This is a genomic window from Nostoc sp. UIC 10890 (genome assembly GCF_054786515.1).
Window position 1 is genome coordinate 797,222 of the sequence record NZ_JBSGKF010000001.1, and the last position, 16,900, is coordinate 814,121.

Here is a 16,900-nt window from a genome sequence, read left to right on the forward strand (position 1 = left end):
GGGTTTTAAGGAGTTTTAATGGATAGAATTATAAAAACAACTTTCCCACTGTCTTCTGGTCAAGAAGCAATGTGGTTTATCTACCAAATTGCTCCAGAGAGTGTTGCTTATAATATATTTATTACCGTAAAAATTAATTCATATTTAAATATTGCTACTGTCAATCGTGTATGGGAAAAAATTATTGAATACCATCCTATTCTCAGAACTACATATACCAGTTTTGAAGGCAAACCCGTTCAGCAAGTTAATCAACAACAGAAATTTAATGTTGAGGTAATAGATGCCAGTAATTGGAGTGAAAACCAATTAAAAGAGAAAGTATTTGCTATAACTGACCGCCCTTTTAACTTAGAAAAAGATTCAGTTTTGAGAGTTAATTTATTTACTCTTTCAGCAGAAGAACACATTCTCTTGCTAACAATGCATCACATTGCAGGTGATATGTGGTCTTTTGATTTACTGCTGAGTGAATTTCAAAGTTTGTATGTTAGTGAAATTGAGCAAGTTAGTCAAGAGCAGACAGAGGCAGCAGATTCTTTTACCAAGAATAAATCTTATCTAGAATTTGTCCACTGGCAGTCAGAAATGCTATCAGGTTCCAGGGGAGAGAAACTTTGGCAATACTGGCAACAACAATTAGCTGGCGAATTGCCAATTTTGAATTTGCTTGTAGATAAACCCCGCCCCCCGGTAAAGACTTCTCAAGGAGCAACACATATTTCAAAGCTAGATGAACAGTTAATTCAAAAACTCAATCATCTAGCTCTAGTCTCTAGAACAAGCTTTTATCAGATTCTGCTAGCAGCATTTTACGTGCAACTTTACCGCTACACCAATCAAACAGACATCCTCATAGGAAGCCCGATGAGAGGTAGATGGGGTAGAGAGTTTAAAGAGATTGTTGGCTACTTCGTTAACCTGAACGTTTTACGAGTTTCTGTCCAGGAAAACGCCACGTTCAAAGAATTTCTCGCTCAAGTCAGCAAGACAGTTAGAGAAGCCCAAAAGCATCAAGATTACCCTTTTTCTTTGTTAGCAGAACAACTCCAGCCACAACGAGATCCCAGTCGTTCTCCTTTATGTCAAGTTAGTTTTACTTGGCAAGCACACCGTTGGTGTGAACCAACAGAAAATTTTTTGCACAGTGGAGAACAACTGCTTGAGATAAAACCATACTTGCTGGGACATCAAAGGGGTGCAGACTTTGATCTGAATTTAATGGTGATGGAAGCTCAGGGAGTATTGCAACTCTGCTGGCAATACAATACTGACTTGTTTGAGGCTAGTACAATCACGCGTATGGCAGGGCATTTTGTTACCTTGCTTGAAGGCATTGTAGCTAATCCTCAAGAGCAGATTTGGCAATTACCTCTGCTGACAGAAATTGAACAACAGCAGTTATTAGTTGAGTGGAATGATAGAGGTGTAGATTATCTCCAAGATAAATGTATCCATCAGTTATTTGAGGAGCAGGTTGAACGTACTCCCGATGCTGTAGCAGTTGTGTTTGAAAATCAACAACTGACTTACCAACAGCTGAATTGTCGCGCTAACCAATTAGCCCATTACTTGCAATCTTTGGGTGTGGGTGAAAATGTGTTGGTGGGTTTGTGTGTAGAACGTTCCTTAGAAATGGTGGTGGGACTATTGGGGATTCTCAAGGCGGGTGGGGCATACCTACCACTTGACCCTGAGTATCCTGCTGAACGCTTAAGCTTCATGCTCAAAGACACTCAAGTAAAAGTGCTGTTGACTCAAGAGAAATTAGTAGAATCTCTTCCTCAACATCAAGCCTGTGTCGTTTGCTTAGACACAGACTGGCGCAGCATTAGCCAAGCAAATCAGGGTAATCTCAATATCACAGTCAGTGCAGAAAACCTCTCTTATGTGATTTACACCTCTGGTTCTACAGGCACACCCAAGGGAGTCGCCGTCACTCATCAGGCCGTCAATCGACTGGTGTTAAATACCAACTATATACAGTTAACAGCTGATGAATGCGTTGCTCAAGCGGCAAATATTGCTTTTGATGCAGCCACCTTTGAGATTTGGGGAGCATTGCTTTCCGGAGCCAAGCTAGTCATTATCGCTAAATCCGTATTGCTGATCCCAGAAGAATTTGCTGTCAATATCCGCGAGCATCAAATCAGTGTCTTATTTTTAACCACAGCTTTATTTAATCAGTTAGCCAGCGTTGTCCCGCAAGCATTTAGTTCTCTACGATATCTATTATTTGGTGGTGAAGCGGTTGATCCCAAATGGGTGCTTGAAGTACTAGATAAAGGCGCTCCCCAGCATTTGCTCCATGTGTATGGGCCAACAGAGAACACTACGTTTTCTTCTTGGTATTTGGTAGAGGACTTAGCAACGACAGCCACAACTATTCCTATTGGTCGGGCGATCGCTAATACGCAAATCTACATCCTTGACCAAAACTTACAGCCTGTACCAGTAGGTGTGCCAGGAGAAATATATCTTGGTGGAGCAGGATTAGCACAGGGCTACTTCAACCGCCCTGAATTGACAAAAGAGAAATTCATCCCCAACCCCTTTAAAAGAAGCAGAGGAGCAGGGGAGCAGGGGAGCAGAGGGGAAACCTTTAATTCCGATCGCCTTTATAAAACGGGGGATTTGGCACGCTATTTAGCAGATGGCAACATAGAATACTTAGGACGCATTGACAATCAAGTAAAAATACGTGGTTTCCGCATCGAGTTGAGCGAAATCGAAGCAGTCCTGAGCCAACATGGTGATGTGCAAGTATCTTGTGTCATTGTCCGGGAAGATACCCCTGGTGATAAACGCTTAGTCGCCTACGTGGTAGCACATCAGGATTGTAAACCCACAATCAGCGAACTGCGGCAATTCCTTAAAGCAAAACTCCCAGATTACATGGTGCCAAATGCAATAGTTATCTTGGAGTCACTGCCGCTTACTCCCAACGGCAAAGTAGACCGCCGTGCATTACCCACACCGGATTTACATAGCGAACAACAAGATAATTTTGTTGCACCTCGTAATCCAATGGAAGAAATGCTGGCACTCCTTTGGACACAAGTGCTGAAAGTAGAGCAAGTAGGCATTCATGACAACTTCTTTGAACTTGGCGGACACTCGCTACTAGCAACACAATTAGTTTCACGCATCCGCAACATTTTTAAAGTGGAACTAGGATTACGTGAGTTGTTTGCAAGAGCGACAGTAGCCGAATTAGCACAATCAATTAGGCAGTTACAGCAACAAGACTTAGAACTCTCTGAACGACCTATCTTACCAAAGGTGAGGGATGCAGAATTACCACTGTCTTATGCTCAACAGCGTCTATGGTTTTTAGACCAGTTCGAGCCGAATAGCGCCTTTTATAATATTCCTATGGCTTTGCGTCTAGTGGGAAATTTGAATCAACCAGCCCTAGAACAAAGCTTACTAGAGATTATTCATCGCCACGAAGCCTTACGCACCAACTTTATTACAGTTGATGGAAAACCTTCTCAAATTATTCAAACACAAACGAATTGGACAGTTTCAGTTATTGATTTAAAATCTACAACCGATCAAGAAATTACTAGCCAAGAATTAGCGCGACAACAAGCTATTGAGCCTTTTGACCTGACAAATGGAGCATTAATCAGGACAACATTACTAGTGCTGTCGGAGACAGAACACATATTGTTAGTTTGTATGCATCATGTTGTCAGCGATGGCTGGTCAATGGCTGTGTTTGTCCAAGAACTAGCAGCGCTGTATGATGCCTATGCTCAAGGTCAGCCGTCACCTTTAGCACCGCTACCAATTCAGTATGCAGATTTTGCTATCTGGCAAAGAGAGTGGTTGCAAGGAAATGTACTGCAAAACCAACTAACTTACTGGCAACAACAACTGGCAAACGCACCATCTCTATTGTCCCTACCCACAGACCGACCCAGACCTGCTGTGCAGACTTTTGCTGGTGCATATCAAAAGTTTGCGCTTTCTGCTGAACTCACTGGTAGATTGACACAACTGAGTCAACAACAAGGAGTTACCTTGTTCATGACACTTTTGGCAGCGTTTGATACCCTGCTTTACCGCTACACAGGTGCAGAAGACATTTTGGTGGGATCTCCCATTGCTAACCGCGATCGCAGTGAGATCGAAGGGTTAATTGGCTTTTTTGTCAATACTTTAGTGATGCGTACTGACTTAGCAGGCAACCCCAGTTTTAGCGAATTATTGACTCGTGTCCGCGAAATAGCAATGGAGGCATACTCGCATCAGCATTTACCATTTGAAATGCTAGTGGAAGCATTGCAGCCAGAACGGGATCTTAGCCATACACCGCTATTCCAAGTGATGTTTACACTTCAGAATGCGCCCATATCGACTTTTGAGTTAAATCAGTTAAGTGTCAGTTCAACGTTGATAGAAGGTACAACTGCCAAGTTTGATCTTACCTTGTCAATGGAAAATACTGCTGATGGACTGGTGGGTGTTTGGGAATATAGCACTGACTTGTTTGATGCCAGCACTATTGAGCGAATGACGGGTCATTTTGTGACATTGCTTGAAGGTATTATTGCTAACCCACAACAGTGCATTTCTCAATTGCCCCTGTTGACGGAAGTTGAGCAACAGCAGTTATTGGTTGAGTGGAACAATACTCAAGCGGATTATCCCCTTGATAAATGTCTCCATCAGTTGTTTGAGGAGCAAGTAGCGCGTACACCCGATGCTGTAGCGGTGGTGTTTGAAAACGAACAACTGACTTATCAGCAGTTGAATAGTCGCGTAAATGAGTTAGCACATTACTTGCAGTCTTTGGGAGTGGGAGCAGATGTGCTGGTGGGTATTTGTGTAGAGCGATCGCTCTTAATGGTAGTAGGACTGTTAGGGATTCTCAAGGCAGGTGGAGCTTATGTACCACTTGACCCAGATTATCCACAAGAACGCTTGAGCTTCATGCTAGAAGATGCTCAAGTGAGAGTGTTGCTGACACAACAGCAACTTTTTGAAAAATTACCTCAGCATCAAGGGCAGGTTGTATATTTAGATACTGACTGGCAATTTATTTCTCAGTCAAGTCAGGAAAATCCAATTACTACAGTACAAGCTAGTAACTTGGCTTATGTAATTTACACATCCGGTTCCACTGGCAAGCCCAAAGGAGCAATGAACACCCACTTGGGAATTTGCAATCGCCTGCTGTGGATGCAACAAGCTTATCAATTAACAGCAGTAGATTGCATTTTACAGAAAACTCCTTTTAGCTTCGACGTTTCAGTTTGGGAATTCTTCTGGCCATTAATCACAGGAGCGCGTTTAGTTGTGGCTAAACCAGGTGGACATAAAGATAGTGCTTACCTGGTCAACCTAATTTTAGAGCAGCAGGTTACAATATTGCATTTTGTTCCTTCTATGCTCCAGGTTTTCTTAGAAGAACCAAGTCTCAAAAATTGCCGTAGCTTGAAACGAGTTATATGTAGTGGTGAAGCTTTGCCTGTAGAACTTCAGGAACGCTTTTTTGCTCGGTTAGAGTGTGAATTGCACAATCTGTATGGCCCAACAGAAGCGGCAATTGATGTCACCTACTGGCAATGCTTTCCAGATGGGAATCTTAGGACAGTACCGATTGGGCAGCCTATAGCCAACACACAAATTTACATTTTAGACGAGCATCTGCAACCAGTTCCCATTGGTATCCCAGGAGAGTTACATATTGCTGGTGTTGGGTTAGCAAAAGGCTATCTCAACCGTCTTGATCTGACAACCGAGAAATTTATCCCCAATCCGTTTAAAAGAAGCAGGGAAGTAGGGGAGCAGGGGAGCAAAGGAGCCAAAATTCTTCCTAATTCCCAGTCCCTAGTCCCCAGTCCCCAGCTTTATAAAACTGGAGATTTAGCGCGTTATTTACCAGATGGCACAATTGAATACATCGGACGAATTGATAACCAAGTAAAAATACGTGGTTTCCGCATTGAATTGGGAGAAATTGAGGTATTACTGAACCAATATGAGGAGGTGCAGGCATCTTGTGTTATTGCCTGCGAAGGTACGACGGGGGATAAACGCTTAGTTGCCTACGTCGTGCCGCATCAGCATACACCCACAACCAATGAACTGCGGCAATTCCTGAAAGCAAAGCTACCAGACTACATGGTGCCAAGTGCTTTTGTAATATTGGAGTCAATGCCACTCACTTCTAACGGCAAAGTAGACCGTCGCGCTTTACCCGCACCGGATTTATCCAGCGAAATCAAAGATAAATATGTAGCCCCACGTACTCCAATTGAAGAAATACTGGCGCAAACTTGGTCACAAGTACTGCAACTGCCACAGGTAGGCATACATGATAACTTCTTTGAACTTGGGGGACACTCACTATTAGCAACACAATTGGTTTCACGCATCCGCAACATTTTTAAAGTGGAACTACCATTGCGAGAGTTGTTTGCCGCCGCCACACTAGCCGAATTAGCACGAGAAATTGAACAATTACAGCAACAAGACTTAGAACTGTCTGCACCACCTATCTTACCAAGGGCGGAGAATGCACAATTAGCACTGTCTTATGCTCAACAGCGTCTGTGGTTTTTAGACCAATTCGAGCCAAACAGTCCCTTCTACAATATGTCTATAGCCTTGCGTTTAGCAGGAACTGTGGAAGTTGCCGCATTAGAACAAAGCTTCCAAGAAATTATTCATCGCCACGAAGCGTTACGTACTAATTTCATTACGGTTGATGGACAGGCAACACAAATCATTCAAGCAGAAACGAATTGGACAGTATCAGTTGTTGATTTGAAGCATTTATCTACAACCGAACAAGAAATAGCTTCACAGCAATTAGTGCAACAACAAGCTATTCAACCCTTTGAGTTGGCTACACAAGCATTGGTAAGAGCAACATTAGTAGTGCTATCCGAGACAGAACACATACTGTTAATGTGTATACACCACATAGTCTCAGATGGCTGGTCAATCGGTTTGTTTCTCCAAGAACTAGCAGCACTTTACAATGCTTATTCTCAAGGTAAAAGCTCGACCTTAGCGCCACTGCCGATTCAATATGCAGATTTTGCACTGTGGCAAAGACAGTGGTTGCAAGGAGAAGTACTACAAAGCCAATTGAGTTATTGGCAACAAAAATTGGCTTCGGCTCCAACCTTATTATCGCTACCCACAGACCGACCCAGACCGGCTCTGCAAACTTACCAAGGGACACATCAAGAGTTTGCACTTTCTGAAGAACTAACTGATAAGCTGGCAAAACTCAGCCAAGAGCAAGGGGTGACTCTGTTCATGACGCTGTTAGCAGCGTTTGATACGCTGCTTTACCGCTACACAGGTACAGAAGACATTTTGGTGGGTTCACCAATTGCTAACCGCGATCGCAGTGAGATAGAAGGGTTAATTGGCTTTTTTGTCAATACTCTAGTCATGCGTACTGACTTATCAGGCAACCCCAGTTTTAGCGAATTACTGACTCGTGTTCGAGAAATGGCAATGGAGGCGTACTCTCATCAGCATTTGCCTTTTGAAATGCTGGTAGAAGCATTGCAGCCAGAACGGGATCTTAGCCATACACCACTGTTTCAAGTAATGTTTGTCCTCCAGAATGCGCCGACATCTGGATTAGAACTAACTGGGTTAACTATCAATTCATTGCCAATAAAAGGTACAACTTCAAGGTTTGATTTAACCTTAATCATGCAGAACACTCCTACCGGTTTGGTAGGGGTGTGGGAGTACAACACTGACTTGTTTGATGCTAGTACTATTGAGCGAATGACTGGTCATTTTGTGACATTACTTGAAGGTATTATTGCTAACCCAGAGGAGCGAATTTCTCAATTACCACTGCTGACACAACCGGAACAACAAAAGTTACTTGTCGAGTGGAACGATACTCAGGTAGATTATCCAGAAGATTTGTGCATTCATCAGTTGTTTGAGAAACAGGTGGATAGTACACCCGATGCGATCGCAGTTGTATATGAAGATCAACAACTGACTTACTATGAATTAAACTACCGCGCTAACCAGTTGGCACACTACTTGCAGTCTTTGGGTGTAGGATCTGATGCCCTAGTTGGTCTGTGTGTAGAGCGTTCTTTAGAGATGGTCATAGGACTGCTAGGGATTCTCAAAGCGGGTGCTGCTTATGTGCCACTTGACCCGGAATATCCGTCTGAGCGTTTGAGCTTTATTTTAGAAGATGCTCAAGTTAGGGTGTTGCTAACCCAGCAGTCACTCGTTGATAGATTGCCCCAGCATCAAGCACAGCTTGTTTGTTTAGATACTGACGCTCAACTGATTTCCCAATCGGGTCAGGACAATCTCATCTCTGACGTACAAGCAACTAACTTAGCTTATATAATTTATACTTCTGGTTCTACAGGTCAACCTAAAGGTATAGCCATGAATCAGCTTGCCCTTAGCAATCTGATCTTGTGGCATCGGGAAAATCTGAAAATTTCTCGTGGAGCAAAAACCCTACAATTTGCTTCGATTAGCTTTGATGTCTCCTTCCAAGAAATATTCACTACCTGGTGTTCTGGAGGCACATTGTTCTTAATTGGGGAGGAATTACGCCGCGATACCTCAGCTTTATTAGGTTTTCTTCAACAAAAAGCAATTGAGAGAATGTTTCTCCCCTTTGTTGCCTTACAGCAACTAGCTGAAGTTGCTATTGGCGATGAATTAGTTAATAGTCATTTGCGGGAAATCATTACTGCTGGAGAACAGTTGCAAATTACTCCCGCTATTTCTCAATGGTTAAGCAAACTAACTGATTGTACTTTGCACAATCACTATGGGCCATCAGAGAGCCATTTAGCCACCAGTTTTACTCTGACTAATTCAGTGGAGGCTTGGCCGCTACTTCCTCCCGTTGGTCGTCCCATTGCCAACACGCAAATTTACATTCTGGATAAGTATTTACAGCCTGTACCCGTTGGTATACCAGGAGAATTGTACATTGCTGGTGTCCTTTTATCGCAAGGTTACTTCAACCGACCAGAGTTAACACAAGAGAAATTCATCCCTAACCCCTTTAAAAGAAGCAGAGGAGCAGGGGAGCAGGGGAGCAGAGGGGAAACCTTTAATTCCGATCGCCTTTACAAAACAGGGGACTTAGCACGCTATTTAAGTGATGGCAATATTGAATACTTGGGGCGTATTGACAATCAGGTGAAAATTCGGGGTTTCCGCATCGAGTTGGGAGAAATTGAAGCAGTACTGAGCCAACTTGATGTGCAAGCATCTTGTGCGATGGCTACGCCCGCCGCAGGCATCGCCCGTGAAGACATTCCTGGGAACAAACGCTTAGTCGCTTACATTGTGCCTCAAAAAGAGCAGACGCTCACAGTAAGCTTTGTGCGTAGCTTCCTGAAGTCAAAGTTACCAGAATATATGGTGCCAAGTGCGATCGTTATCTTAGAAGCTTTACCGCTTACCCCCAACGGTAAACTAGACCGTCGCGCATTACCCGCACCTGATTTACATAGCCAATTATTGGACAAATATATTGCCCCACGTAACCCAATTGAAGAAATCCTGTCACTAATTTGGGCGCAAGTTCTAAAAGTAGAGCAAGTGGGTATACATGATAACTTCTTTGAACTTGGAGGACATTCCCTACTAGCAACGCAACTCATCTCCCGCGTGCGTACCAGCTTGAAAGTAGAACTACCATTGCGTAGCTTATTTGCTGCACCAACCGTTGCTGAATTATCCCAAAACATTCAGCGATCGCAGCAACAGGATTTAGAATTAACAGCATCACCCATCTTACCAAGGTCGGAGGATGCAGAATTACCACTGTCTTATGCCCAAACACGGCTATGGTTTTTAGACAAGTTAAACCCAAACAGCGCCTTCTACAACTTCCCCATAGCTTTGCGTTTAGTCGGAACTCTTAATCGAACTGCCTTAGAACAAAGCTTACAAGAAATTGTTCATCGCCACGAAGCGTTACGCACCAACTTTGTCATCGTTGATGGAAAACCTTCTCAAATTATTCAAACACAAAAAAATTGCCCACTCTCAGTTGTTGACTTCAAGCATTTATCTACAATCGAGCAAGAAACAGCTTTACAGCAATTAGCACAACAGCCCTTTGACTTAGCAAATGAAGCATTAGTTAGGGCAACATTAGTAGTGCTGTCCGAGACAGAACACACCTTATTAGTGTGTATGCATCACATAGTTAGCGATGGCTGGTCAATGGGTGTGTTTGTTCAAGAGCTAGCAGCCTTGTACGATGCTTATTCTCAAGGTGATCTGTCACCTTTAACACCACTGCCGATACAGTACGCAGATTTCGCAATTTGGCAGCGAAATTGGTTGCAAGGAGATGTCTTACAAAGCCAATTGAGTTACTGGCAACAACAACTGGCAAACGCACCAGCTTTGTTGTCACTACCTACTGACCGACCTAGACCATCTATGCAGACTTTCGCGGGAGCATATCAACAGTTTGCCCTCTCCAAGGAACTAACTGATAAACTCACGCAACTAAGCCAGCAACAAGGAGTTACTTTGTTCATGACGCTGTTGGCAGCGTTTGACACCTTACTTTACCGCTACACAGGTACAGAAGACATTTTGGTGGGTTCGCCAATTGCTAACCGCGATCGCAGTGAGATAGAAGGGTTAATTGGCTTTTTTCTCAACACTTTAGTCATGCGTACCAATTTGGCTGGCAATCCTAGCTTTAGCGAATTACTAGGTCGTGTTCGTGAAATGGCGATGGATGCATACTCTCATCAGAATTTGCCTTTTGAAATGCTAGTAGAAGCATTGCAGCCAGAACGGGATCTCAGTCACACACCGCTGTTCCAAGTGATGTTTGTCCTCCAAAATGCTCCTATATCTCAACAATTGGAGTTGACTGGGTTAACTGTCAGTCCACTGGTGGTAAAAAGTACAACTACCAAGTTTGATCTGACTTTAGGAATGGAAAACACTGCCACCGGACTGGTTGGGATGTGGGAATACAACACTGATTTGTTTGATGCATCCACCATTGAGCGAATGACGGGTCATTTTGTGACATTACTTGAAGGTATTATTGCTAACCCAGAGGAACGAATTTCTCAACTGCCACTGTTAACAGAAGTTGAGCAACATCAACTATTAGTAGAGTGGACTGATACTCAGGTAGATTATCCACTAGATAAATGTATCCATCAGTTGTTTGAGGAGCAGGTTGGGCGTACACCTAATGCTGTGGCAGTTGTGTTTGAAGATCAACAACTCACTTACCACGAGTTGAATAGTCGTGCTAACCAGTTGGCGCACTATCTCAAGTCTTTGGGAGTGTCCACAGATATGCTGGTGGGCATTTGTGTGGAACGCTCAATAGAAATGGTGGTGGGACTACTAGGTATTCTTAAGGCGGGTGGGGCATACTTGCCGCTTGACCCTGAGTATCCGACTGAGCGTTTGCACTTTATGCTAGAAGATGCTCAAGTTTCGGTGTTGCTGACTCAGCAGAAACTCCTTGATAGATTGGCCCAACATCAAGCCAAACTGGTTTGTTTGGATACTGACTGGCAGCTTATTTCTCAGTCAAGTCAGGATAATCTCATCACTGAGACACAAGCAACTAATTTGGCTTATGTGATATATACCTCCGGTTCTACGGGTCAACCCAAGGGAGTGCTGATTGCTCATCAAGGATTATTAAATTTGGTGTTCTGGCATCAAAACACTTTTAACATCACGACCTTAGACACAGCCACTCAGCTAGCAGGAACAGCATTTGATGCTGCTGTATGGGAGTTGTGGCCTTACCTGACAGCAGGAGCAAGTATCTACTTAGTCAAATCTGAGTTCCTTAGCTCGTTAGTGAAGCTACGAGACTGGTTGATTTCCAAGCAGATTACTATCAGTTTTCTGCCAACACCACTAGCACAGGAATTATTGTCTTTGGAATGGCCAACTGAAAATTTGGCTTTGCGTTCCATACTGACTGGAGGAGATAAGCTTCATCAGTATCCATCAGATTTAATCCCCTTCCAACTAGTGAATAATTATGGCCCAACTGAGAATACTGTTGTTACAACTTCTGGGCTGGTAGTTGCCAAGGAGCAAGATCAGATATCACCGAGTATTGGTCGAGCGATCGCTAACACTCAAATCTATATTCTAGATAGCAACCTGCAACCAGTTCCCATTGGTATCCCAGGAGAGTTACATATTGCTGGTGTCGGGTTAGCAAAAGGCTATCTTAACCGTCCCGAACTGACAACTAAAAAATTCATCCCCAATCCGTTTAAAAGAAGCAGGGGAGCAGGGGAGCAGGGGAGCAGAGGAGCAAAAATTCTTCCTAATTCCCAGTCCCTAGTCCCCAGTCCTCGGCTTTATAAAACTGGGGATTTGGCACGCTATTTACCCGATGGCAACATTGAATACCTGGGACGCATAGACAATCAAGTAAAAATTCGGGGCTTCCGCATCGAGTTGGCAGAAATTGAAGCATTACTAGGACAACATGATGATGTGCAGATATGTTGTGTCATTGCTCGTGAAGAAACTTCAGGTAATAAGCGCTTAGTCGCCTACGTAGTGCCGCATTTACAGATGACACCCACAACGGACGAACTGCGTCAGTTTCTTGACGATAAACTGCCTGGGTATATGGTGCCAAGTGTTTTTGTGATGCTGGAGTCCTTACCCCTGACACCCAACGGTAAAGTAGACCGTCGCGCCTTACCTGCTCCAGATTTACAACAGGAACTATCAAATTATGTAATGCCAAATACTGAAGTAGAAAGAATCATTGCTGGCATTTGGCAAAAAACACTGGAAGTAGAAAAAGTGGGAATTTACAATAATTTCTTTGAACTAGGAGGTCATTCATTACTACTGATACGAATTAATCAGCAATTGCAAGAGAAATTTGGGTTAGAAGTGTCAATAGTTGATATGTTTAATTACCCAACTATCCATAGATTAAGCCAATACTTAAGCACTAAACTTAATAAAGAAGATACATTAATAAAACAAAATAATTCTCGCCCTCAATCTCCAACTGAAAGTAAAGCTTTCAGAAATCAACAATTACAGCTTAGGCAACAGTATCTTTCTCAAAGGAAGGGTAAAAAATTATGATAGATTCCATTAATATAAATGATTTCAATAATTCTGAAATAGCAATAATTTCTCTTGCTGGTAGATTCCCAAAAGCCAAAGATATTGACTCTTTTTGGCAAAATTTGCGTGATGGCATAGAATCTATCTCCAGGTTGACGGATGAAGAATTGATAACTTCTGGCGTTTCTATAGATTTACTGAACAATCCTAATTATGTAAAAGCTAGTGCTGTTTTATCAGACATTGAATTGTTTGATGCAAACTTTTTCGCTTATAGTGCGAAAGAAGCTGAATTAATAGATCCCCAACAACGCTTATTTTTAGAATTGGCGTGGGAGGCAATAGAAAAGGCTGGTTATGATCCGCATACCTATAATGGGTTAATCGGGGTTTATGCTGGTGTGGGAATGAACAGGTATCTTGTCAACAATCTCTACCCTCATCATCAATTATTAGAGACAGTTGACCCACTGCAATTAATAATTTCCAACGATAAAGATTTCTTGCCAACACGAGTTGCATATAAACTTAACTTGACTGGGACAGCAGTGAATGTACAAACAGCCTGTTCTACTTCTTTGGTTGCTGTTCACTTAGCTTGCCAAAGCCTATTAAATTATGAATGTGACATGGCTTTAGCTGGGGGAGTTACTCTCAGCATTCCTCAAAAAATAGGTTATTTGCATCAAGAGGGCATGATTCTTTCTCCTGATGGACACTGCCGTGCTTTTGATGCTAAGGCACAAGGAACAATTGCCAGTAGCGGTGCTGGGATTGTGGTATTGAAAAGATTAAAGGATGCGATCGCAGACCGCGACCACATCCATGCAATCATTAAAGGTTCGGCGATTAATAATGATGGTGCAATGAAAGTGGGCTTCACTGCTCCTAGTATTAGTGGTCAAGCAGCAGTCATTGGCGAGGCTCAAGTTATAGCTGGTGTAGATGCCGAAACAATTTCCTACATCGAAGCTCATGGTACTGCTACACCTTTAGGAGATCCCATTGAAATTGCCGCTTTAACTCAAGCTTTTAATCAAAGTACTGATAAAAAAGGTTTTTGCGCTATTGGTTCGTTAAAAACCAACTTAGGACATTTAGATACAGCAGCAGGTGTGGCAGGTTTGATTAAAACTGTATTAGCACTGCAAAATAAAATGCTGCCTCCTAGTTTGCACTTTGAGACACCTAATCCCAAAATTGATTTTGCCAACAGTCCTTTTTACGTCAATACAACCCTGACTGAATGGAAAACAAATAACACTCCTCGCCGTGCTGGAGTTAGTTCTTTTGGTATCGGGGGTACTAATGCTCATGTAATTTTAGAAGAAGCCCCTTTAGAAATTAAAAATTTAAAATTAAAAATTAAAAATTCTAAAGATGCTATTGAACGTCCTTTACACTTGTTGGTACTTTCAGCTAAAACTGCGAGTGCGCTTGAGCAAGCAACAGCTAATTTAATCACGCATTTAAAACAGCATCCAGAACTGGACTTAGGCGATGTAGCTTATACCCTCAATAGTGGTCGGCGGGGTTTTAATTACCGACGGATGTTGATTTGTCAAGACTTAGAAGATGCTGTCAAAACTCTCAGTAATTTAGCAGCCCAACAAGTTTTTACCAACTATACAGAGATTACAGAACGGTCTGTTGTCTTTATGTTTCCTGGTCAAGGTTCTCAGTATGTCAACATGGCGCGGGAAATTTATGAAACTGAGACAGTATTTAAAGAACAAGTTGATTATTGCTCAGAAGTTCTTAAACCATTACTAGGGCTAGATTTACGTCACATACTTTATCCCAGTGAAGAAAAGATTGATGAAGCATCAAAGCAACTTCAACAAACAGCCGTTGCTCAACCTGCTATTTTTGTAATTGAATACGCCCTAGCTAAATTATGGCAGTCTTATGGAGTGGAGCCACAAGCTGCGATCGGTCACAGTATTGGCGAGTATGTAGCAGCAACTCTTGCAGAAGTTTTTTCCCTAGAAGATGCCTTATCTCTAGTAGCAGCACGCGGACAGATGATGCAGCAACTGCCTACTGGAGCAATGCTTTCAATTCCACTACCCGCAGACAAGATAAAATCCCTACTAGGGCAAGAACTTTCTGTTGCAGCGATTAATCAACCCTCCCAGTGTGTAGTTTCCGGTTCCACAGCAGCAGTAGATACACTACAAAATCAGCTTGCTGCTCAAGGGATTGAATGTCGCCAACTGCATACTTCCCATGCCTTCCATTCGCAAATGATGGAACCAATCTTAAAGGCATTTGCAGAACGAGTCAAAAAAGTTACTTTAAATCCGCCAAAACTTCCTTATATCTCCAACTTGACTGGTACTTGGATTACAGTTGCACAAGCCACAAATCCCGACTACTACGCTCAACATCTGCGTTCCACTGTGCTGTTTGCCCAAGGTGTCGAGAAATTCTTGGCAACACCTGAGCAAGTCTTGCTAGAGGTAGGCCCAGGACACACACTAACTACATTAGTCAAAAGACATCCAGATAAAGCAGCCGCACAAACTGTCTTGACTTCGGTACGTCATCCTCAAGAAAAACAATCTGATAATCATGTTTTATTCACTACATTAGGTCAACTCTGGCTGGCTGGAGTCAATATAGATTGGTTTGGATTCTATAGTCACCAAGAGCATTACCGCCTTCCTTTACCGACTTATCCCTTTGAGCGCCAACGTTATTGGATTGACCCCCCACAAAAAACAGCTTGGGGACAGTTGCAAGCATTACCCACACCATCACAATTATGGACATCGCTTGTACAAGAAGGTCAAAATCAAGCAAATACTAAAAATGTAGAACTCAACGAGTTAACACATCAGGAAAACATACAGTGGTTGAATCGTTTATGTACAGCCTACATCAACTCTGCATTTAGACAATTAGGGGCTTTTAGCAATGCCGAAGAAAAGTATTCTTTGGAGAATTTGTTGACGCAATGCCATATTTCTCCTCGCTATCAACAATTGTTTTCTAGATGGTTGCAAATATTAGTTAAGCAAGGACAGCTACAGGAACAGGAGGGGTTATTTACTGAGCTACTACCATGTTCACAAGATTATATTAATGAACATTTAGAAGAAGTTAAAGCGAGGTTTGCTACTTCATCTTTAGTAGATTTAGATTTAGTGCAACGCTGTGGTGAAAATTTAGCTGCTATTGTTGTTGAACAAGAACCCTCAGAGATTTTCAATGAACTGGTTTACCAAAAAGGAAACAACGGTTCATATTCAGAATCTCCCTTAAATACTTACTACAACTCTATTTTGCACTCAAGTTTGGAACAGGTGGTCAAATTATTGCCATTGGCTCAAGCTTCTGCATCAGCCGCTTTTATCATAAAATCTAGGCTAGAACAGAATAACCAGAAATCAGAGATTTCATTACAAAGAAAGTCGGATATTTTTCAGCCAGAAAAATTATCTGCACTCCACTCAAGACCTGATTTACCTAATTCTTATCTAGCTCCCCGCAATGAGATTGAGCAAAAAATTGCCGATATATGGGAAGAATTATTGGGAATTAAACAGGTGGGAATCAATGACAATTTTTTTAAATTAGGAGGAGATTCTTTAATAGCTGTTCAAGTTTTATCCCGAATACGAAATATTTTTTATATTCGATTATCTGTAGCAAACTTATTTGAGTCACCCACAATAGCTGAAATAGCACCAAAGCTAGAAAAACAAATAGATCCAGATACAAGCTTTGGCGCAGGTGAGAGAGAAGAAATAACAATCTGAGTAACAAATAATTTTAAATTACGAATTACGAATTACGAATTACGAATTAGGCGAAT

At 42.3% G+C, this 16,900-nt stretch carries 2 protein-coding genes; both read left to right on the forward strand.

The genetic code is table 11. From position 1 onward, the window contains the following. Positions 1-18: 18 nt before the first annotated feature. The gene (locus ACWATR_RS03230) at positions 19-13,098 is read left to right on the forward strand and encodes an amino acid adenylation domain-containing protein (protein WP_460329473.1); all 13,080 of its coding nucleotides are present in this window, start codon (positions 19-21) and stop codon (positions 13,096-13,098) included. Further along, positions 13,095-16,844, forward strand: coding sequence for a type I polyketide synthase (locus tag ACWATR_RS03235; protein WP_460329475.1), 3,750 nt, complete (start codon positions 13,095-13,097; stop codon positions 16,842-16,844). The genes ACWATR_RS03230 and ACWATR_RS03235 overlap by 4 nt, the downstream gene beginning before the upstream one ends. Positions 16,845-16,900 lie beyond the last annotated feature (56 nt).

Bases quoted from the DNA above. Each gene is read 5' to 3' on its own strand.
- ACWATR_RS03230 (WP_460329473.1), top strand. From the start codon at position 19: ATGGATAGAATTATAAAAACAACTTTCCCACTGTCTTCTGGTCAAGAA.
- ACWATR_RS03235 (WP_460329475.1), top strand. From the start codon at position 13,095: ATGATAGATTCCATTAATATAAATGATTTCAATAATTCTGAAATAGCA.